This is a genomic window from Caniella muris, assembly GCF_943193035.1.
GTDB lineage: Bacteria > Actinomycetota > Coriobacteriia > Coriobacteriales > Atopobiaceae > Granulimonas > Granulimonas faecalis.
In genome coordinates this window covers 202,465-222,072 of record NZ_CALPCK010000002.1, presented here as the reverse complement: position 1 = coordinate 222,072, position 19,608 = coordinate 202,465, and the positions used below count along the sequence as shown (strand labels likewise).

Here is a 19,608-nt window from a genome sequence, read left to right as displayed (position 1 = left end):
CCGGAACCTGCACCAACCAGCCAGTTGGTGCATGTTTGGAAGACTTTGCCCGGTCGCCAGGTGCACCAAGTAGCCACCTGGTGCAGGTGCGGAAGCGTTTTCCGGTCGAGAAGTGCGCCAAATAGCTAGTTGGCGCAGGTTTGGAAGGCTTTGCCCGGCCGCCAGGTGCACCAACTAGCCACCTGGTGCACCCTAAGAGCGACGCCGCCTCCACACCACCGCAGCACCCGCCCCCGCCGCCAGCAGCACCACCGGCGCCGCCCGCACAAACAGCCACTCAAATCCATGGAGGGCCGTGGCGGCCACCGCGGTCTCCGGGTCGGCGAGCTCCCATCCCAGGTATGGGCTCCCCATGGCCACAAGCAGCGCAAACATCGCCACCACGGCCGCGCAGACCGCCACGAGCACCCAGAACAGCACCGACCGCTCCAGCCGCTGCCGCCGGGCCAGCTGCAGGTTGACCACCTCCAGCTTCTCAGCGATAGCCGTAAGGCCGTCGGGCTCGGTCCCGGGCACCGGCTCGCCCAGAAGCACACTCACCGGCGTGTCCAGCTCCTCCGAAAGCGTCACCAGCATGGTGGCGTCGGGCACCGAGAGCCCCTGCTCCCACTTGGACACCGTCTGACGCACCACGTTGAGCCTGACGGCAAGCTCCTCCTGGGTGAGCCCCTTGGACTTTCTCAGGTTCTTGATCGTCTCGCCGAGCATGGGCCCTCCCGTCGCCGCAACCGTCTCCCCAGATATGCCGCAGGACGACCGCAGCCGCAAGCAACGCAAACTCACATTCGCGTTGCGCGAGGTAGATGGGGCAAGCGATAGAGAGAAGCGCAGCAAAGCACCGGTACAATGGTGCATACGGCAACCCGACGCACATGGAGGCCTCGTGGCTCTTGAGAACAAACTCGGCATAGGGAACGACCTTGAGCTCGCCAAGCAGGAGGAGCGCCTCACAAAGCAGCGTGCCCTCGAGTTGTTTGAAACCGGACTTCTCGACACGCTGGAACCCGGCACGTTCGCATCGCTCGCCAAGATCCATAAATACCTGTTTCAAGACGTGTACGACTTCGCCGGTCAGCGACGTACTGCCAACATCAGCAAAGGCAATTTCCGCTTCGCACCCGCGATGTACCTCTCCGCCGCATTGGATGCCATCGAGGCCATGCCCCAAGGCACGTTCGACCAGATCGTCGAGAAGTACGTCGAGATGAATGTTGCCCATCCATTCCGCGAGGGCAACGGGCGAAGCACCCGCATCTGGCTCGACGCCATCCTCAAGAAGGAGCTCGGCCAGGTCGTCGATTGGAGCCTCATCGACAAGGAGGACTACCTCCTTGCCATGGAACGCAGCCCCGTGCGCGACACCGAGATCAAGTCCCTCATCAAAGGTGCCCTCACCGACTCCGTGGACGACCGACAGGTCTACATGAAGGGCATCGACGCCAGCTACCGCTACGAGGGGTACGCTATCTACCCGCTTCACGAGCAGTAAGGGGGCGCGGAGCGCAAGGTCCGCACGCTGACTCCCCCAGGGCGATTTCCTGCTCGCAGCAGAGGATGCCGTCGCGGGCACCGCGCAGGGCCTTCTTGTAGTACCACGAGCCTCGGTTCACGGCCGCATCCAGGTAGGTCTCGGCCAGGCGGCAGTACTCGAGCGCCCTCGCAAAGTCATGCCCGCACCCGCGGCCTTCCTCGCAGCAGTCGGCCAACCGCAGCGCGATGCTGCCCGAGAGGTAGGTGGCTCCGTGGCCGTCCTGATCCATCGCTAGCCGGTAGCAGCGGAAGGCCTCACCGTCGTCGGGCTCGCACCCGACGCCGTTCTTGTGGCAGTCGCCCAGCTTGTACGACGCCTCGGCAAGCCCCGCATCCGATGCCTGCAAAAAGCAGCAAAACGCCCGCTCCTTCAGCGGCATCGGGCCGTCCAGGCCCGAGAAGCAGCTGCCTCCCTCCCAGTACGCTCCGGCGGCTCGGTCGTAGTAGTACACGTAACCCAGGTTCATCTGCGCCACGGCGTTGCCCTGCCCGGCACCGTGCCGGTAGAGGAGTTCCACAGCCTGAAAAAGCCGCTGACGCTCCGCCGCCTGGCTCGGGTCCCTAAGGGCCATGGCCTCGTCGTAATACCCTCCGCCGTACCAGAGGGCGTCCTCGCCGTGAAAGTCGCCCTCAGGCGCGTACGGACTCAGGTAGGTACGGCCCAGATACCTGCTGCCCTCGTCGTAGACGGCCTCGGTCAACCAGATACCGGGCAACTCGTCGCCGTTGTCGTACACGATCGTCTGCTCCGGAATGACGCTGAAGGGGTCGGCGTCGAACCCCGACCCACCCCGCGGGGCCACGGCGCTTCCATGCTCAGTCAACAAGACTCACCTCCATGTGCAGCTTCCACCAGCGGCCCACCTTCTCGCGATCGAGCACCTCTCCACGCAGGGTCTTGCCGCCGTCCATGAGGCGGGCGAGGACCTCGTTGCGGTCGGCCGGGACGAACCCCAGCCTCTTGCCCCCGTACTCCACGCGGATGGCCCATTGGTCGGCCAGATTGTCGGGCTCGCGGATGAGGGAGACCGTGGCGTCCTCGGGCATGGACGCCACAAGCTCGTCGATGGCCTCCACATGGGCGGTGCCGGCGATGCGCATGCTCTCGTAGAGGACGATCTTGGACTCGAAGGGCATGGGTATCGAGAGGGACGCCCCTCCCAAGGTTCCCAGAGAGCCCCCGTGGCTCAGGATCGTCGCGAGACCGGCGGACGTGCCGGCACCCTCCCCACTCACCGCTTCTCCTCCCTCAGCTCCCTGATGGCCTCCTCGTAGGCCTCGGCCACCTTCCTCTGCTCCGCGATGCGTGCCTTCAGGTCCCTGCGCACGCGCGCGAGCTCCCTCGGGCTGCCCAGGAGCTCCCGCAGGATGTGGGGATAGCTCGACTTGAGCCCCTCCAGCTGGTCGACAAGGACGTTGAGCTGCGCCTCCGCCATGACGAGGTCCACGGCGGCGTCCTGCTCGCCGCCCCCGGCTCCCACGGAGTCAAGCGGCTCGTCGAGATGCTCCGTGGCCGTGGCGACGGCCCGCAGACCTTGGAGGTCGCCGGCCTCGTAGGCGGCCTGGGCGATGGCGAAGAAGCGCCGCTCCTCGTCGGTCTGACCCGGGTGGATGTCGGGGTGTAGGCGCTTCACCAACATGCGGTGCAAGCGCTTTGCCTCGGCGGTCTCCGACGGCGAGAGCGGGCGTGACCCGGCAAGGTACTCCAGACGGTCCAGCTGCTCCGCCATGAGCCGCGAGAGCTCCTGCTGCCAGGCCTCGAACTCGGTGTCGAGGGTGGCGTCGAGGGCCTTGTCCGAGAGGGTCTCGCCGCGGTTGAGAGCGGCACGCAAGAGGATCGCTTTCCGGCGCAGACGGCGTGCCTTGAGCTGCCAGGAGTAGAGGTCTGTCTCCAGGTACCCCACGGCCCCGGCGTACTCGGCAAGGATCTGCGGGTTTACCTGCAGGCGGATCTCGTCGATCTCAAACAGCACCTCGACTATGCGGCGGCGCGTGGCCACGAGCTCGTCAATGACCGACCGCACCTCTTCTTCCATAGGGCCCTCCCTCCGATGCGCACGGACACGGATGCTTCTCTCAGGTTGCTTCCCTAAACCATAACTGAAAGCACCATAAGAGCTCTGCCCCATGGCAGTCGAGTGGAGAGGCGCATCGGCCCCCCTGAACATGACTGGGGACATATCCGCGCCACCGGGCCCTGCCCCTCGTTCGCAACTGGTGGCCTGCGTAGGGGCGTGGGCGGGTGTGGAGGCTTTTCCGGGCCCATAGGTGCACCAAGCGGCTGGTTGGTGCAGGGTTGGGAGCCCTCTCCCGGTCGCCACCTGCACCAAGTAGCCACTTGGTGCATGTGCGGGCGCGCTTGCCGGCCGAAAAGTGCACCAACTAGCTACCTGGTGCACCTTAGAAGCGCCGCCACAGCCCCCGCCCTTCAGCGCCGCGGCCCGCCTTCCCCGTGCAGCCAGCAGCCCTCCTCGTGCCCCTGCACCACCCCCACCGACTGCAGGTACGCGTAGACCGTCACCGGGCCCACAAAGGCCATGCCGCGGCGCTTGAGGTCGCGGGAGACCCGCTCGGCCAAAGGCGACGTGGTGCGGCCGGTCTCGCGCACCGGCACGCCGTCCACCCAGCCCCAGAGGTAGCCCGCAAACGAGCCGAACTCCCCCTGAATCGCCTTGAACGCCCGGGCATTCTTGATGGCCGCGCGGATCTTGGCCCGATTGCGCACGATGGCGGGGTCCCCCATGAGGGCTTTCACCTTCTCCTCGTCGTAGGCACAGACCTTCTCCAGGTCAAAGCCATCGAAGGCCCGGCGGAACCCCTCCCGCTTGTTGAGGATGCACTCCCACGACAGCCCCGCCTGAAAGGCCTCCAGAACCAGCATCTCAAAGAGGTGCCCGTCGTCGTGGCTGGGCACGCCCCACTCGTGGTCGTGATAGGCCACGTAGGCGGGGTTGTCGGGATCGGCCCAGGCGCAGCGGCCCCGACCGTCCTCCCAGAGCGCGCCGTAGCCCTCCCCCGCCCGGCCGTGGCACCGCACGCAGCGCGGGCTCGAAGGCTTGAACCCCGTGCAGCCGCCGCCGCAGCCGGTACGGGCGGCAGGCCGGGACGACGGGTGTTCCATGGGGACTCCTCTCCGCGATGCCGGTAGCGCCTGGGTTCGAGTTATACACAAACGTCGGCGCCCGCGGCCACGAGGACCCCGGGCGCCGACGCGTCTACCGGATATCAAGGACAGGCAGTGACCTTACAGGGCCTTGGACTCCGCCGGGACGGCGTGCCCGTGGAGCGCGGCCTCGTGCTCGTCGGCCGCAAGGTCCGCGCCGTCGATGCCGATCATCTCGTCCTCCTCCACGGCACCCACGGCCCGCTCGCCGTCGGGGTCGGGCAGCACCAGGTTGAGCACGATGGCCATGAGCGTGGTGACCACGATGGCCGACCCGCCGAAGATGCTGGTGACCCAGGCGGGGATCCCGGGGCCGGCGAGGGCGCCCGACACCATGGAGATGCCCATGCCGAGCGCGATGGAGGTGCCGGCGATGGTGCCCTTGCGGGCCGAGAGCCCGTCGCCCGTGAGGATGCGGATGCCGGTCACGGTGATGGAGCCAAAGACCGTGAGGGTGGCGCCGCCGATCACGGCCATGGGGATGGTGTTGAGCACGGCGGCGAACTTGGGCATGAGGCCGGCCACGATGAGGATGCCGGCGGCGCAGGCGAACACGCGCTTGCTCACCACGCGGGTGCTGGTGGTGATGCCCACGTTCTGGGCGAAGGTGGAGGTGGGCAGGCCGCCGAAGAGGGCGCCCACGGTGGAGGCGAAGCCCTCGCAGAGGATGCCGCCCTTGAGCTCCTTGAAGCGGGGCTCGCGGTCCATGGCGCCGCTGGTGGTGGCCGAGAAGTCGCCCATCATCTCAACGGCCGCGATGATGAACATGGAGCCCAGCGACACGATGGCGTCGGGACGGAACTCGATGCCAAAGGGCAGGAAGCGCGGCAGCGACACCCAGGCGGCCCCGGCGATGCCGCCGAAGTCCACCATGCCGAGGACGAGCGCCACCGCGTAGCCGGCAAGAAGGCCGAAGAGCAGCGACCCCAGCTTGAGCACGCCCTTGCAGAAGTTGCCGAAGAAGATGCAGAACGCGAGGGTCACCAGAGCCACGATCCAATTCTGGGCGCTGCCGAAGTCGGCGGCGCCGTTGCCGCCGGCCATGTAGCCCACGGCCACCGAGTACAGCGACAGGCCGATGCAGAACACCACGGTGCCCATGACCACCGGCGGGAAGAGCTTGCGCAGGGGCTTGAGGAAGAGGGCGAAGGCCATGGCCACGAAGCCGCCGACGAACTGGGCGCCGATGACGGCGGCGATGCCGTCGGCAGCACCGATGGAGTTGAGCACGGGGACGAAGGCGAAGGAGGCGCCGGTGATCACCGGCAGGCCGGAGCCCACGCGACCGAAGAGGGGGTGGGCCTGGAGAAGCGTCACGATGCCCGAGAAGAGCATGGCCGCCTGGATGAGCATGGCGCTGTCCTCGGAGGGGAGGCCGCAGGCGTTGCCCACGATCATGGCCGGCGTGATGATGCCGATGATGGCCGCCATGACGTGCTGGAGGGCCAGGGGCACGTAGTACTTGGGGGACGGTTTTCCGTCACGGTGGAACAGGGATTCCGGCTCCTCGGGCGAGCCGGTCGTGGACACTTTCTTGGACGCTTCGAGATTCTGAGCTGGGGTCATTGGTAAGATCCTCCCTCTCATAACGGTTGTGTGCAGCCGCTAAAACAGTGGTGTGCTCGCCCTTTCTGGAAAACTAAAAGTATTTCCTCCAAACTTTTTGTCTTGTATATCACTAGGGTAGGGCAAACACTTCAACGGATTCTTTTAAAATCTTTCTGAACCGCGAACGGTAGAAGCCACTGAAAAGCAGGGACTATCTGCATATATCGATATTAGTATCTTTCATCTATGAACACCTTGGCGTTCACCGGACAACGTCGCCGAAAACCGCCGTCGACCCGTCCGTGGTTTCCTTCAGAATCTTGTATATCGAGACCGTTGGCGGAATCGGACACGGTGTCCACAGACGCCGTCTGGGAAGAAAGGGGTGCGCCATGGAGTACCGAGCCACCTATCCCTCGCCCCTCGGCACCCTGACCCTCACCGGTGACGGCCGGGCCCTCACGGGCCTCTGGCTCGACGGCCGGGCCCCCGAGGCACGCGACGACGGCCGCACCGTCACCGACGGCCGCGTCCCCGGCATCGCCGAGGCCCTGCTCTGGCTCGACGGCTACTTTGCCAAGGCCGCACCCTCCCCCTCCACGGTGCCCCTCCGCCTGGCGGGGACCCCGTTTCAGGAGGCGGTCTGGCGACACCTCCTGACCGTCCCCTACGGCACCACGACCACCTACGGGGCCGTCGCCCGCTCCCTCGTCGCCAAGGGCACCCGGGCCTCGGCGGTGGCCGTGGGTCAGGCCGTAGGGGCCAACCCGGCGGCGATCCTGGTGCCGTGCCACCGCGTGTGTGGGGCGGACGGGTCGCTCACCGGCTACGCCGGGGGTCTCGACGCCAAGGCCTGGCTCCTGGCCCACGAGGGCGTCTCCCTCTGAGAGGGCCGGGGCCGGCTTGGGGCACAGGGCGAGGTCCCCGCCTGCGCAGGTGGCCTGCTCCCGGACCACCTACTCCCAGACCCAGTCGCCGTCGCCGTCGCCGAGACACCGTCTGGAGCACTCCAGGGCCGAGGCCGCGCGGACCAGCCTGGCGTCGTCCCAGTCCACGTACTGCCAGCGGTCGCCCTCGGGCAGGTCGATGTACACCGCCTTGCCGCCGAACTGCTCGAGCCGGCGCTCCACCGGGTCGGAAAGCCCCGGCGCGTTGGTGAGGATGGCCCGGCGACGCACCCGCGGGTCGTCGGCGTCGCCGGGCCGCTCCATGACCAGAACCCACCAGCGGCTCCCGGGCTCGTTGCCCTCCCCCACCTCCACCTGCACGGCGCGGAGGACGTCGCCGAAGTCGGGGACGGAGTAGCGGCCCGTGCCGTCGTCGGCGGCGGTGCCGTCGAGCAGGCCCTCGTCCACGGGCTCGCACTCCATGGCGGCCACGAGGTCGGGGTCGGGGTCTACCTGGCGCGGCGCGGCCTGGGCGGAGAGCGGGTCGGGGGCCGGCTCCGCGGTCGCCGCCGGCTGCCCCGCACCCTCCCCACCGTGGGAGTCGAGGTCCCCCTCGGCCCCGGGGGCGCCAAAGACGCGCCATCCCACCAGGCAGACGACGAGGACGCCGCAGAGCAGGGATACCGCCACGAGAAGGTCCTGTTTGGACTTCATGGGCCCTCCAACGGTCGCGACCGGTTTGGAATATGTTGAGGAAGTATACAGGGGATGCATATATTGTTGCAACTGTTTAGCTGATAGCAGAAGGGCAGCGAGGGCCCGAGCGGCGGGTGGCGGCAGCCAGCACGCCGGCCGGTCCCCATCAACATTCTGATAGGCGAAGTGACAGATGGGTCAGGCCCCTCTGTCACGCGCCGGGTGGGCCAGGCACCATGTCACGCATCCGCGGGTGGCGCGGCGGGTACATGGCCCCGGTGCGGGCAGTGTGGCCGCAGGAAAGGGGCACCCATGGAAGACACGCACGGCACCGTGGAGGTCGGCGGAACCTCGCTCGCCTACCGCGAGGAGGGCACGGGGCCCGCCGTGGTGCTCGTCCACGGCAAGGGCAACTCCAAAGAGATCATGGCCGGGCTGCAGGACCACCTTGCGGCCCGCGGGCGCCGGGCGGTGGCCTACGACGTGCGCGGCCACGGGGCGAGCGACAAGCCCGCGGCGTTCTCCATGGCCGACCACGTGGCCGACCTCCTGGGGCTCTGCCGCGCCCTCGGCCTGACGCCACCCGCGCTGGTGGGGCTCTCCATGGGGTCGTACATCGCGCTCCGGACGGCCGAGCTGCACCCCCACGCGTTCGGGCGGATCGTCCTCATCGGCAGCCGCGGGCGCCTGGACGTCTCGGCCACCCAGCGGATCCGCGACGACGCCCTGGCCCGCGGCCTCTCACCCGAGGAGGCCGGCCGCGAGGTACTGCGCCACATCTACTCGCCCGCCACGGACGCCGCGCGCCGGGAGGAGCTCAACCGCGTGGCGCGGGGCCCGGTGCGGCTCACCGCGGAGCAGCGCCGGGCCGTGGACGCCTCCCTGCGCAGCATCGACCTCTTGGCGGACGTCGGCAGGGTGCGGCAGCCGGTGCTCGTGCTCACCGGGGCCGACGACGGCATCAACCCGCCGGAGGAGGGCCGCCGGCTGGCGAAGGCGCTGCCCCGTGGCGTGTTCGAGGAGGTCCCGGGCGCGGGCCACAACGCGCTGCTGGAGAACCCCGAGGCGGTCTTTAAGGCGGTGGACGCGTTCCTCGGCTGAGGGCGCGATCGCGACAGCGGACGGCGCCCGGCCCGTCTCCCCGCTGGCCCCTCCCCACCGGCCCCCTCTCCCCACCTGCTGCCCCTCCCTCCACCTGAATGCGATTGGGGGCGACTTCCGACGGGCTCCTTGCGCAAAACCCGCCCTCAGCCGCGTTCAGGAACGCCGAATCCGCCCTCAATCGCGTTCAGGTGCCAAGTGGGGCCGCCCTCAGCCGCGTTCAGGTGCCGAGGAGGGGGCGGCAGGGGCCGGCAAGGCACCGAGAAAGGGATGCCGAGAATCCACCTGCTCCGATGCCCGTCCCCCTATTGACCTCGAGCGAGATTCATGGTGTTTAATATCAAGGGACTTCAGAATCCGTGCAGGTTTGCATGGACCGACGAGAGGAGAAGCCCATGGACCCCACGACCCTCGTTCTCAGCCGGCCCCTCCCCCGCGTTCGGGTGCAGGCTGCAGCCTGTGCCTGCGCGGTGGTCGGCGCCGTGGCCGTCCCCCAGCTCTTCCATGCCGCCGGGGCGTTGCTCGGCGTGGGGACCGGCCTCGGCGAGACGTTCCTGCCCATGCACCTGCCCATCCTGCTCGTGGGGCTGCTCGCCGGCCCGTGGGCGGGCCTCGTGGCCGGCGCCCTCGGGCCCGTGGCGAGCTTCGCGCTCTCCGGCATGCCCGTGGCCGCCATGCTCCCGTTCATGGTCGTGGAGCTCGCCGCCTACGGCCTCGTGGCCGGCCTGCTCCGCGGGGCCCGCGGCCCCGTGCTCGCCAAGGTGCTCGTCGCCCAGCTGGCCGGGCGCCTGACCCGCGCCGCCGCCCTCGCCGTCGCGGGGGGCGCCCTCGCCGGCCCCGTGCCCCCGGTCGCCTCGGTCGTCGCCGCCACCATGGCCGGCATCCCGGGCCTCTGCCTCCAGTGGCTGCTCGTGCCCGCGGCGGTGCTGGTCGCCGACCGCCTGTCCCGCGCCAACGGCGAGGGTCCTGTCGCCGGCTCCGCCCGATGACCGGCGACACCGCCCTCGCCCGCTCGCTCCTCGAGAGCGGCGGCCTCACCCTGGCCCTCTGCCGCCGCGGCGTGCCCGTGACCAGCACCATGCGCGGCGTGGCGCCCCTGCTCGAACTGCTCGACGCCGGCGGCGACTGGACCGGCGCCTGCGCGGCCGACCGCGTGGTGGGGGCCGGGGCCGCATGGCTGTACGTCCTCCTCGGCGTGGCCGAGGTGTGGACGCCGGTCATGAGCCGTGCCGCCGAGCGGGTCCTGCGCACCCACGGGGTCTCCGCCGTGGCCGAGCGGCTCACCGCCGGCATCTCCAACCGCGCTGGCACCGGCCCCTGCCCCGTGGAGGCCGCCGTGGCCGGCATCGAAGACCCCCACCTGGCCCTCGAGGCCATCCGCCGCACGCTCGCGCGCCTCTCCGCAGGCGCGCCCCTGCCCAAAGAGCCCGTCACCACCTGAGGAGGAACCATGGACAAGGCGACCCCCATCCCGGCCACCGACGGCGACGTCTACATCCCCTACGAGGACCGCACCGGCGACGAGTCCACGGTCTGGTTCACCCGCGACCTCTCGGCCGAGGGCCTGCGCCGGGTCTGCGCCCGCGTGACCGACCGTCTCCGCGGGCACGTGGCCGTCAAGCTCCACACCGGCGAGCCCGACGGCCCCAACATCATCCCGAGGCCCTGGGTCCGCGAGCTCGTGGAGAAGGACCTCGCCGACGCCACCATCGTGGAGACCAACACCTACTACGAGGGCGCCCGCTACACCACCGAGGACCACCTGGCCACGGTGGAGCACAACGGCTGGACGTTCTGCCCCGTGGACATCATGGACGCCGAGGGCGACGCGCTGCTGCCCGTGGAGGGCGGCCGCTGGTTCAAGGAGATGGCCGTGGGCGCGTCGCTGCCCACCTACGACACCATGCTCACGCTCACGCACTTCAAGGGCCATGCCATGGGAGGGTTCGGCGGGTCCGACAAGAACCTGGGCATCGGCTGCGCCTCCGGGCTGGTGGGCAAGAAGTGGATCCACAGCGGCGTGGGCGCGGGCGAGGCGTGGGGCGTCACGGACGAGGAGTTCATGGAGCGCATGACGGAGTCCACCAAGTCCGTGGTGGACTTCTTCGGCGAGGGGATCGTGTACGTCAACGTGATGCGCAACATGTCCGTGAGCTGCGACTGCGAGGGGGTGGACGCCGCCCCCGTGGTGACGCCCAACGTGGGCATCCTGGCCTCGACCGACATCCTGGCCGTGGACCAGGCGTGCGTGGACATCGTGTTCGCCATGACGGAGGAGGAGAACCACGACCTCGTGGAGCGCATCACGAGCCGCCACGGCCTGCGCCAGCTCTCCTACATGAAGGAGCTGGGCATGGGCAACGACCGCTACCGCCTGGTGGACGTGGACCACGGCGACGAGGCCATCACCGCTGCGGACGCGGCGGCCGACCTCGTGCCGTTCGGGGAGGACGACCGCTAGGCCGCTGCCAAAGGTTTCGCTCCGGGGTCCCGCGTCCTGCATCGTGAGGGTGCAGGATGCGGGACGTTCGCTGAGACGCCGTCACGGCGGCGGGTCCCTCTTGCCGTTCAATCATCAATCGAGAAATATAAGAAGTGACAGATGGGCCAGGCACCACTGTCACGCCAGCGGCGGGCGGGCGGGGTTAAAACCGTGCTCAAGATGGCGTAGAACGGGGACGCGCGAGCAGGCGCGCGCCATCCTCCGCACACGAGAGCCGCGGCGACATCGGCATACACGCCCCTTTGCCCGACCTCCCAAAGACGGTAAGGTTTGACGACCGGCAGGTTCAGGCCGCTTTGGCCCCACGTTCCCGACAGGCCCACCCACCCGCAACCAAAAGGGAGACCCATGGACCCCAGACCCGCCCTCGACCGTCTTGCCATCGCCTATGAGGCCGTGGAGCACGCGCCGTTCCGTACCGCCGAGGAGGCCCAGGCCGTCAAGGAGCGCCTAGGCGGCACGGGGTGCAAGACGCTGCTTCTGGCCGACAGGTCCGGCGCCACGGTGATCGCCTGCGTGCCGGAAGACGCCAAGGCCGACCTCAAGGCCATCGCCGCGGCGGCGGGCACGGGTCGCCTGCACTTTTGCGGTCCCGAGGAGACCGCGACCGTGGCCGACGCCGAGCGCGGGGGCCTCCCCCCCCCTCGACGCGGCGTTTCCCGGTGCCGCGAACACCGTGGTGGTGCTGTCGGGGTCGCTTCCGGCCCACGGGCTGCTGCTGGCCTGCGGCTCATGCGGCCGCACCGTGCGCATGGACCGCGACAGCCTGGTGGCCTACCTCGTCGACTGCGGCCACGAGCCCGCCTGGACGGAGTAGGGCGGGCGGCGGCGATTCGGCGGCGGGCCGTGCCGCCTGACGCCGCAACCCCCACCGGCGGGCGCCCCTAGCCCCCTCTGCCTCCTAGGAGCGGGCCCTCACGAGCTCGATGGCCTCCTTGGCGACGAGCTCCTCCACATCCATCACGATCACCGCCGTACGGGCCAGGGACCCCTCGATCTCTGCGGCCACCTTCGCGTCGAGGCCGGGGCAGTACTTGCGCCCCAGGGCCTCGAGCCCCGCCCGCCTTTCGTCGTCACCCTCGGCGAGCCGGGTCTCGCCGAAGGCCATGGCACTGCGAAAGAGGGTGGTGAGGAGCTCGGGCGCCGTCTCGTTGTGAGCCACCACCACGAAGGAGGATCGGGGGTTCTCGGCCAGGGCGTCGAGCTTGTGGCCTCGGGGAGCACCGTGGAAGTAGATGCGGCCCCACGGGGCACCGGGGGCGGGGCCGTCCTCGAAGGCGTAGCTCAGGGGCACGCCGTAGGGATAGCCGTCGGCGGCGGTGCCGCCCGTGACGAGGACGCCGTACTCGCCGGAGGCCATGATGGAACGGGCCTCCTCGTCGGACAGCCTCTGACGCCTGCGACGCATGGGAACGCTCATGGGCCCACCCTCTCATCTGTGAGCCGAGCCCTCGAACCCGTGGTCGCGGGGCCCGGCGGAGCGGTCTGTCCCGCGCATTCTACCGAAAACCGCGACGGTCCCGCGCCCGGTCACTTGAGGAGCCTCAGAACCCTGAGGGCCACCACGGCCAGGGCCGCCACGGCCACCGAGAGCACCACCGAGAACACCCACGAACCCGCAAAGGGCAGCCCCGCCACGTTCATGCCGTAGAAACCGAAGACCCCTGTGGGGATCGACAGAATCAGGGTGAGCACGGTGAGGGTCCGCATGGTCTTGTTGAGGTTGTTGGACATCACGTTGGAGAAGGTGTCGGTGACGCTGTTCAGGATCTGGGTGCAGGTGACGCACATCTCCACGGCCTGGCGCACCTCGATGAGCACGTCGTCTAGGAGCTCGCGGTCGTCGTCGTAGAGCGGGATGGTGCGGCCCGTGCCGATGCGGTTCACCGTGGCCTCCAGGCCCTGGAGCGACGTGGAGAAGTAGACCAGGGACTTCTCCAGGCCCAGCATGGAGATGAGCTCGTCGTTGTCCATGGTGCGCCGCAGGGTGTTCTCGCTGCGGCGGATCTGGCGGTTGATGGAGCGCAGGTCGGCGAGGTAGCGCTGGGTCACCTTGAGCAGGACCCTGAGCAGGAGGTTCACCCGCAGGTGCGTCTCGATGCCCATGGACGCGGCGTGGGTGAGGGCCCCCACGATGTCGTTGGGCCTGAGCGACACCGTGACGAAGTGGTCCTGCTCGGGCAGGAAGATGAAGGAGAGCGGGTGGGTGTCGTACTGCACCCTGCCCGACCCGTCGTCGGTCTCCTCGAAGGGGCAGTCGACCACCACGAGGATCTGACCGGTGTCGTCGTCGTGGTCGATGTGGGAGGTCTCCTCGTCGTCGCAGGCCTCCCGGATGAACTCGTCGACGATGCCCAGGTCGCGGGTGAGAAACGCGAGGTCCTGGTCGCGCGGCTCGAGCACCTCCACCCAACAGCCCGGCACCAGGCCCGAGACCTCCTCGATCCGGCCTTCCTTGGATTTGTAGAACGAGATCATGGAACGCCCGCCGTCGTGTGCCTCACAGATATGCAGGCTCCTACCCGGACCCCGCATGCCCCATGCGGCCCCGCACGGACGGGCGCCCCCGCCGACGGTGCGGCGGGGGCGCCCGGGACAGGACGATGGCGACGGGTTACGCCTGGTGGCGCAGGTCGTAGAAGTCCTGCAGCACCGGCGTGGTGGCCTTCAGGGCCTCGGTGTCGGCGTAGAGCATGTGGCCGTTGCTGGACTCGTGCCACAGGACCTGCTTGGCGAGGTCGTCGGGCAGGTACATCTTGGCCATGTCGTGGATGACGTTCCAGTAGGGCGTGGCGCCGTCGTGGCGGCCGCCGAGGAAGATCACGTGGCTCGTGGGGTTGCGGCGCAGGGCCGTGGCGATGTCGAAGGCCACGTTGGGCATGGGGGCGGTGCCCACGCCGGGCATGTCGTGGTTCCAGTTCCACGACTCGTTGACCTCGATGTTCAGGCCGCAGTAGTTGGGGTAGCCCTTGAAGCCCATGTCGCGCAGGAGCTTCTGGTAGACCTCGTTGTAGACCACCTGGATGGCGTCGTAGGAGGGATCCTCCATCTGGAAGAAGCCGAGGTCGCCCTGGACGGGCTGGTAGGCCTGCTCGGTGAAGCGGGTATCGTAGCGGCCGCTCGAGACGCCCTTGTCCTGCTGGAGGTGCGCACGGAACTCGTAGAGCTCGATGCGCAGATTGCGGGCCATGATAAAGTCCACCGGCAGGCCGATGAACTCGCTCATCTTCTCGGCGATCTCCTGCATCCGGTCCTTGGGCAGGTTGCCGGCGATGGTGAGGGCGTTGATGTAGGTGGAGTTAACGAAGTCCATGGCCCGGCCGAACCACTCCTCGGGGTCCACGCCCTGGCCGGTGAGGCCGAAGGACTGGGCGGTGGCGGCCATGACCGGGAACATGCCGGCGTAGTAGTCGTCGTTGCCCGGGAGCATCACGGCGTAGTCGAGAATCGTGGACTGCTCCACCACGCCGTCGACGCCCACGCCCCGCTCGCCGAGCAGGCGGTAGACCACGGCGGCGCGGGTGGTGCCGTAGGACTCGCCGTAGAGGTAGTGGGGGCGGTCCCAGGCGTTGTGCTCGTTCAGCCACGCGATGACGGTGCGGGCCATGGCGTCGCCGTCGCCGTCCACACCCCAGACCTTCTTGGGGTCGTAGCCGGCGGCCACGTGGGAGTAGCCGGTGCCGGGGGCGTCGATGAAGACGAGGTCGGAGACCTGCAGCAGCGTGTAGGGGTTGTCCTCCACCGGGCAGGTGTTGGGCAGGTGCCTGGTGCCGTCGGTGGGCACGCGCACGGGGCCCTGGCCGCCGATGCACACCATGGACGACGAGCCGCCGGGGCCGCCGTTCCAGAGGAAGGTCACCGGGCGGTCCGACTTGTCCACGTCGTCGGAGACGTAGGACAGGCAGAACTGGTGGCACATGGCCTTACCCTTGTCGTCGAAGATGTCCACCATCTCCGCGGTGCCGGTGTAGTCGATGGTCTTGCCGTCCTCGCCGTGCCAGGTGTAGTGCTTGGAAGCCTTCTCGGGCACCTTCTCGGCGCCCTCGTCCGCGGGCTTCTCGGCCGCAGTGACGTCTGCCATGGTCCTCCTCCTTCTGACGGCCTCGAGCCGTCGTCGCATGACGTTGGGGCGGTTTGTTCCCACAAGGGGATCGGACCGGGGCCTGCGGCCCATCTCGACAGCATTTACATTGATGTCCATTGATTTAATATCCACCGGGGCGTCGGACGCGGCCTAGGCACAGACGAGGTGCGAGCGGCCGGGGCCGTCGGGGACCACCTCCCACCGCACCGTGGCCACGGCGTCCAGCAGCGCGGCATCGTGGGAGACCACGACCACCGCTCCGGGGAAATCGGCGAGAAGGCCCTGGAGCGCCTCGATGGAGGCGATGTCCAGGTGGTTCGTGGGCTCGTCGAGCACGAGGAGCGACGGGTCGCCCACGAGGCCGAGGGCGAGCATGAGCTTGCGGGCCTCCCCGGGGCTCACGTCGCCGCCGGACAGCAGGGGCTCGGGGCGGGAGTGGAGGCGCGCCACGATGGAGAGGACCGCGCCGACCTCCTGCCGGTCCAGGGACCCGAGGCACCCCAGCGCCTCCGCGCGCACTGCGGCGCCGACGTCCTGGGGCACGTACAGGCAGCCGCCGCGGTCGCGCACGGCGTCCATGAGGCGGCGCACCAGCACGGTCTTTCCGGCGCCGTTGGGCCCTGAGACGCCCACCCGGTCGCCGGGCCCCACCCAGAGCCCGGGCACCGAGAGCGAGAAGTCGCCGGCCCGCACCTCCCCCGCCGGAACGTGGGCCACCGTCGCCGTGCGGGCGCGGTGGCCGAAGCCCTCCAGACCGCCCCCGTAGCGCTTGGTCACCCGGATGCCCGCCAGGTCGCCCCTGGCCCGTTCCAGGCGCCTGTCCATGGCAGCGCTCGCCCTGCCCGCCACGCCGTCCTTGCCCGTGAGCACCGCGAGGCCGATCCGGGCCTTGGCGTCGTGGTCCTTGGCGTCCACCGAGCCGCGGCTCCGGCGCCCCGCCGATGCCGCCGCGGCCTCCGAGCGGCGCCTCGCCTCGGCCTCCAGGCGCGCGACCTCGCCGCGGGCCCGCTCGCGGGCCCGTTCGGCGGAGGCCCGCTCCAGACGCTCCTGCCCGGCCGCCCGGGTGTAGCCGCCGGGGCGCATGACCCACCGGCCGTCCGAGCACACAAGGCAGCGCCCCACGAGGTCGTCCAGCAGCCGACGGTCGTGGGAGATGAGGATGCCCACGCCGTCGAAGGCGGCGAGCGCCCGGGCCAGGGCCTCGCGGGACGGGCGGTCGAGGTCGTTGGTGGGCTCGTCCATCACCAGGACGTCGGGGCTGCGCCAGAGGGCGCACGCCACCTGCAGCCGCTTGCGCTGACCGCCGGACAGCTCGTCCCAACGCCAGCCCCAGGTGTCGTCCACGGCCAGGAGCCGGCGGGCCTCCACGGCGGGGCCGTCCCAGTCGCAGCAGAACTCCTCGAGGTCGGCGGGGCGCCTGGAGGCGTCCTGCTCGCAGAAGGAGGCGGCGAGGCCGGCGGTGCGGTGACCGGAGTCGGGGGCGAGGAGCCCTGCGGCCACCCGCGCGAGGGTGGTCTTGCCGCACCCGTTGTCGCCCAAAAGGCCGGTCCAGCCCGCAGGAAAGACGGCGGAGACGTCGCGGAGCACGGGTGTCGCGGCGTTCGGGTAGGTGTAGGTGATGTGGGAGAGCTCGAGCTGCATGGCGGCTCCTCGGCGAGGGGGCCGCCCGACGGCGGGTTGGCGGGGCTGTTCCATGGATGAGCGACGCGGCACCCGGAGACGGGACGGCCGGTGGACGGCGTGTCGTGGAGTGCCCTTCAGGGCGTCGCTACAGCTTCAAGAACCTCGCCTTTCTCGGGGCCCCGCTTGCCAAAGGCCGGGCCGAATGCGTCGGCCCCATCCTACCACATGTGACAGAGGTGCCTGGCCCATCTGTCACGTCACCTATTGCGTAGTTGATGATAGGAGGGGCGGCCGGGCGGCACCGTCTCGAGGCGTCGGGCCGAGAGGGGCCGCCCGCACCCGGCGGTGCAGGCGGCCCAAACCGTCACGTGGGACAAAAGTGCCCGACCATTGGGACAAAAGTGTCCGGGTGGTGGGACAGGGGGGCTAGTGGATGCCCGGCCAGACCGCACCAGTGGCGGGGGCGTCCCCGTCGGCACCGGCGCCGGGGATGACGCCGTACTCGGCCAGCAGGTCGTAGATGTCGGTGCCCTCGATGGCCTTGAGGCCGCGGGAGAGCAGGAGCCTCTCGATGAGGCTCATGTTCATGTCGGTGGCGGGCTTGCCGTCGCGCAGCATCACCGTGGCGTTGAGCAGGCAGCGCAGGTCGAAGGCGCTCCCCCACACCTCGGGCACGCCCCGGTCGATGTCCAGCAGCGTGTAGACGGCCTCCATGGCCGTGCGCATGGAGTACTCGGTGGTGAAGATGGTGTCGCGCGGGGTCTCGGCGAACTGCCCGAGAAAGGCGAAGTTCCTGGCACCCCGGGGCACCACCAGCGGACGGTCGCCGTCGGCCCGGGGCATGAAGAAGGCCGTGATGTAGGGCATCATGCAGGGCACCGTGTTGGCGCTGTTCTCGGCGAGGTCCCCGATCTGGTCCTCGGGAACACCCAGATGGTAGAGCCACTCCTCGCAGATCTCCTTGCCGGAGCAGTCGCGCATGGGCTTCTTGACATAGTCGCCGGGCTTGTCGGTGAACAGGCCGTACACCCACACGCACACGGTGCCGGGCTTCTGGTCCCGGAACTGCGGTTGGCGGTTGATGGTCCACGACAGGAGCCAGCTGGAGTCCTCCACGCTCACGATGCCGCCGGTGACCACGCCGCCGGACAGCGGGTCGCGCTTGCAAATCCTCTCGATGTAGGGAAGGATGCGGTCGTCCAGCGTGGTGACCGTGGCGCTCTCCCAGTTGCTGAGCTCAGGCGTGGAGCAGAACTTCTCGGGGTGGCCGAAGTCCGGGCTCTGGGCGGCGATGCGCTTCCAGAGGTCCCAGCCGTCGCCGTCGCAGAGCTCGGGCGAGAAGGCCGCCGGCTCGTCCTGGGTGCCGAAGGTCGAGTGGGCCACGCAGCTGCCCGGGGTCACGAACACGAGGTCGTCCTCGGTGAGCTCTATGGTCTCCTCGGCGCCCGGCTCCACCGGGCCGCCGCCCGGCACGCCGGTAGCCGCGTCCCGGGCCGCCTGACCCCCGTTGCGGCGCAGCCTGATCTGGGTGGCGAGCTTGCGGTCGTCGTCCTTGGAGCCGTCGCAGGAGAAGCGCACGTCGACCACGTGGGTGTCGTACTGGAAGTCCACGCCGGCCTTCTCGAGGTAGCGCACCATGGGCACGATCATGGACTCGTACTGGTTGTAGCGGGTGAAGCGCAGGGCGCTGAAGTCGGGCAGGCCGCCCACGTGATGGATGAAGCGGGTGATGTAGCGCTTCATCTCGAGGGCGCTGTGCCAGTTCTCGAAGGCGAACATGGTGCGCCAGTAGAGCCAGAAGTTGCTCTCAAGCACCTCGTCCGAGAAGTACTCGGTGATCTTCTTGTCCTGCAGCTCCTCCTCCGGGGTGAAGAAGAGCCTCATGATCTCCATGCAGCCCTTGTCGGAGAGGCCGAACCTGCCGTCCGTGCGCGCGTCCTGGCCGCGGTCCTTGGTGGCGCGGCAGAGCGAGTAGTTGGGGTCGCGCTTGTTGAGCCGGTAGTAGTAGTCGAGGACGCTCACGTTCTCGTCCTCGTAGGACGGGATGTCGCGGAAGAGGTCCCACATGACCTCGAAGTGGTTGTCCATCTCGCGACCGCCGCGCATGGTGTAGCCAAGCTGGGAGTAGTCCCAGCCGTCGCAGGCGCCGCCGGCCCTGGGATCGCGCTCGAGGATGTGGATGTGATCGCCCGGCATCTGGGCGTCACGCACGAGGAAGCAGGCCGCCGAGAGGCCCGCGAGGCCGCCGCCGACGATGTAGGCGTGCTTGGACTCGACGCCCTCTGGTTTCTCCGGGCGGGCGAACGCCTCGTAGTTGCCGCTGGAATAGTACATGGGACCTCCTTGCGTTGGTGGCACCGTCGTCTGGGAGGGACGTTCCCGGAGTGCCCCCTCCCCTGACAGGGGGCGCCCACTGACACACAAGGGACGCAACGCGAGAACGGCCCCCTGCGTCGGGAGGCGCAGGGGGCCG

19 protein-coding genes and 1 pseudogene are annotated in these 19,608 nt (G+C 69.1%); 8 read left to right on the top strand and 12 right to left on the bottom strand.

Features of this window, described 5'->3' with window-relative positions:
* Positions 1-192 precede the first annotated feature (192 nt).
* Entirely contained in the window at positions 193-708 is a 516-nt protein-coding gene (locus NFR49_RS08035) for a helix-turn-helix domain-containing protein (RefSeq protein ID WP_251159126.1), read from the bottom strand.
* A 175-nt stretch (positions 709-883) separates the two neighbouring features.
* Between NFR49_RS08035 and fic the strand changes: the two genes are divergently transcribed.
* On the top strand, positions 884-1,489 hold the full coding sequence (gene fic / locus NFR49_RS08030; RefSeq protein ID WP_251159125.1) for a protein adenylyltransferase Fic: 606 nt from the start codon (positions 884-886) through the stop codon (positions 1,487-1,489).
* Here the strand turns inward: fic and NFR49_RS08025 are convergent.
* The 5 genes from NFR49_RS08025 to NFR49_RS08005 form a co-directional block, all read right to left on the bottom strand.
* The gene (locus tag NFR49_RS08025) at positions 1,464-2,357 is read right to left on the bottom strand and encodes a tetratricopeptide repeat protein (RefSeq protein ID WP_251159124.1); all 894 of its coding nucleotides are present in this window, start codon (positions 2,355-2,357) and stop codon (positions 1,464-1,466) included. The two genes, fic and NFR49_RS08025, sit on opposite strands and share 26 nt — an antisense overlap.
* Entirely contained in the window at positions 2,347-2,766 is a 420-nt protein-coding gene (locus NFR49_RS08020) for an HIRAN domain-containing protein (RefSeq protein ID WP_251159123.1), read from the bottom strand. The genes NFR49_RS08025 and NFR49_RS08020 overlap by 11 nt, the downstream gene beginning before the upstream one ends.
* Entirely contained in the window at positions 2,763-3,566 is an 804-nt protein-coding gene (locus tag NFR49_RS08015) for a hypothetical protein (RefSeq protein ID WP_251159122.1), read from the bottom strand. Before NFR49_RS08015 ends, NFR49_RS08020 begins: the two co-directional genes overlap by 4 nt.
* 392 nt (positions 3,567-3,958) lie before the next feature.
* The gene (locus NFR49_RS08010) at positions 3,959-4,651 is read right to left on the bottom strand and encodes a DNA-3-methyladenine glycosylase I (protein ID WP_251159121.1); all 693 of its coding nucleotides are present in this window, start codon (positions 4,649-4,651) and stop codon (positions 3,959-3,961) included.
* 123 nt (positions 4,652-4,774) lie between these two features.
* Complete coding sequence (locus NFR49_RS08005; RefSeq protein ID WP_251159120.1) at positions 4,775-6,259, bottom strand: uracil-xanthine permease family protein; 1,485 nt, start codon at positions 6,257-6,259, stop codon at positions 4,775-4,777.
* 374 nt (positions 6,260-6,633) lie between these two features.
* Here NFR49_RS08005 and NFR49_RS08000 point away from each other — a divergent pair, with 374 nt between their 5' ends.
* Positions 6,634-7,128, top strand: a complete 495-nt coding sequence (locus tag NFR49_RS08000) for a methylated-DNA--[protein]-cysteine S-methyltransferase (RefSeq protein ID WP_251159119.1) — start codon at positions 6,634-6,636, stop codon at positions 7,126-7,128.
* A 69-nt stretch (positions 7,129-7,197) separates the two neighbouring features.
* Here the strand turns inward: NFR49_RS08000 and NFR49_RS07995 are convergent, their stop codons facing one another.
* Positions 7,198-7,842 carry a hypothetical protein gene (locus NFR49_RS07995; protein WP_251159118.1) on the bottom strand — a complete coding sequence of 215 codons (645 nt, stop codon included), beginning with the start codon at positions 7,840-7,842 and terminating at the stop codon, positions 7,198-7,200.
* A gap of 294 nt (positions 7,843-8,136) precedes the next feature.
* Here NFR49_RS07995 and NFR49_RS07990 point away from each other — a divergent pair, with 294 nt between their 5' ends.
* From NFR49_RS07990 to NFR49_RS07970, 6 genes and pseudogenes are all read left to right on the top strand, one after another.
* Positions 8,137-8,925: an alpha/beta fold hydrolase gene (locus tag NFR49_RS07990; RefSeq protein WP_251159117.1), complete on the top strand. Its 789-nt coding sequence runs from the start codon at positions 8,137-8,139 to the stop codon at positions 8,923-8,925.
* Positions 8,926-9,320: 395 nt separating this feature from the next.
* Positions 9,321-9,914, top strand: a complete 594-nt coding sequence (locus NFR49_RS07985; protein WP_251159116.1) for an ECF transporter S component — start codon at positions 9,321-9,323, stop codon at positions 9,912-9,914.
* The gene (locus NFR49_RS07980; protein WP_251159115.1) at positions 9,911-10,366 is read left to right on the top strand and encodes a DUF1893 domain-containing protein; all 456 of its coding nucleotides are present in this window, start codon (positions 9,911-9,913) and stop codon (positions 10,364-10,366) included. The genes NFR49_RS07985 and NFR49_RS07980 overlap by 4 nt, the downstream gene beginning before the upstream one ends.
* 9 nt (positions 10,367-10,375) lie before the next feature.
* Positions 10,376-11,386, top strand: a complete 1,011-nt coding sequence (locus tag NFR49_RS07975; RefSeq protein ID WP_251159114.1) for a DUF362 domain-containing protein — start codon at positions 10,376-10,378, stop codon at positions 11,384-11,386.
* Positions 11,387-11,776: 390 nt separating this feature from the next.
* A pseudogene (locus NFR49_RS10230) lies at positions 11,777-12,058 on the top strand (YbaK/EbsC family protein); the annotation flags it as partial.
* Between the two features lie 46 nt (positions 12,059-12,104).
* Positions 12,105-12,245, top strand: a complete 141-nt coding sequence (locus tag NFR49_RS07970; protein ID WP_251159113.1) for a hypothetical protein — start codon at positions 12,105-12,107, stop codon at positions 12,243-12,245.
* Between the two features lie 84 nt (positions 12,246-12,329).
* Here the strand turns inward: NFR49_RS07970 and NFR49_RS07965 are convergent, their stop codons facing one another.
* The 5 genes from NFR49_RS07965 to NFR49_RS07945 form a co-directional block, all read right to left on the bottom strand.
* Positions 12,330-12,848, bottom strand: coding sequence for a pyridoxamine 5'-phosphate oxidase family protein (locus NFR49_RS07965; protein ID WP_251159112.1), 519 nt, complete (start codon positions 12,846-12,848; stop codon positions 12,330-12,332).
* A gap of 110 nt (positions 12,849-12,958) precedes the next feature.
* Entirely contained in the window at positions 12,959-13,906 is a 948-nt protein-coding gene (locus tag NFR49_RS07960; protein ID WP_204406841.1) for a magnesium transporter CorA family protein, read from the bottom strand.
* Between the two features lie 136 nt (positions 13,907-14,042).
* Positions 14,043-15,509, bottom strand: a complete 1,467-nt coding sequence (locus NFR49_RS07955) for a S10 family peptidase (protein WP_251159111.1) — start codon at positions 15,507-15,509, stop codon at positions 14,043-14,045.
* Between the two features lie 153 nt (positions 15,510-15,662).
* Positions 15,663-17,153: an ATP-binding cassette domain-containing protein gene (locus NFR49_RS07950; RefSeq protein ID WP_251159110.1), complete on the bottom strand. Its 1,491-nt coding sequence runs from the start codon at positions 17,151-17,153 to the stop codon at positions 15,663-15,665.
* Between the two features lie 408 nt (positions 17,154-17,561).
* Positions 17,562-19,469, bottom strand: coding sequence for an oleate hydratase (locus NFR49_RS07945; protein WP_251159109.1), 1,908 nt, complete (start codon positions 19,467-19,469; stop codon positions 17,562-17,564).
* Positions 19,470-19,608 lie beyond the last annotated feature (139 nt).

Coding starts and splice junctions, on each gene's coding strand:
- NFR49_RS08000 (WP_251159119.1), top strand. CDS start 6,634: ATGGAGTACCGAGCCACCTATCCCTCGCCCCTCGGCACCCTGACCCTC.
- NFR49_RS08005 (WP_251159120.1), bottom strand. CDS start 6,259: ATGACCCCAGCTCAGAATCTCGAAGCGTCCAAGAAAGTGTCCACGACC.
- NFR49_RS08035 (WP_251159126.1), bottom strand. CDS start 708: ATGCTCGGCGAGACGATCAAGAACCTGAGAAAGTCCAAGGGGCTCACC.
- NFR49_RS08010 (WP_251159121.1), bottom strand. CDS start 4,651: ATGGAACACCCGTCGTCCCGGCCTGCCGCCCGTACCGGCTGCGGCGGC.
- NFR49_RS07950 (WP_251159110.1), bottom strand. CDS start 17,153: ATGCAGCTCGAGCTCTCCCACATCACCTACACCTACCCGAACGCCGCG.
- NFR49_RS07980 (WP_251159115.1), top strand. CDS start 9,911: ATGACCGGCGACACCGCCCTCGCCCGCTCGCTCCTCGAGAGCGGCGGC.
- NFR49_RS07990 (WP_251159117.1), top strand. CDS start 8,137: ATGGAAGACACGCACGGCACCGTGGAGGTCGGCGGAACCTCGCTCGCC.
- NFR49_RS07975 (WP_251159114.1), top strand. CDS start 10,376: ATGGACAAGGCGACCCCCATCCCGGCCACCGACGGCGACGTCTACATC.
- NFR49_RS07965 (WP_251159112.1), bottom strand. CDS start 12,848: ATGAGCGTTCCCATGCGTCGCAGGCGTCAGAGGCTGTCCGACGAGGAG.
- NFR49_RS07985 (WP_251159116.1), top strand. CDS start 9,321: ATGGACCCCACGACCCTCGTTCTCAGCCGGCCCCTCCCCCGCGTTCGG.
- NFR49_RS07995 (WP_251159118.1), bottom strand. CDS start 7,842: ATGAAGTCCAAACAGGACCTTCTCGTGGCGGTATCCCTGCTCTGCGGC.
- NFR49_RS07955 (WP_251159111.1), bottom strand. CDS start 15,509: ATGGCAGACGTCACTGCGGCCGAGAAGCCCGCGGACGAGGGCGCCGAG.
- NFR49_RS07960 (WP_204406841.1), bottom strand. CDS start 13,906: ATGATCTCGTTCTACAAATCCAAGGAAGGCCGGATCGAGGAGGTCTCG.
- NFR49_RS08015 (WP_251159122.1), bottom strand. CDS start 3,566: ATGGAAGAAGAGGTGCGGTCGGTCATTGACGAGCTCGTGGCCACGCGC.
- NFR49_RS07945 (WP_251159109.1), bottom strand. CDS start 19,469: ATGTACTATTCCAGCGGCAACTACGAGGCGTTCGCCCGCCCGGAGAAA.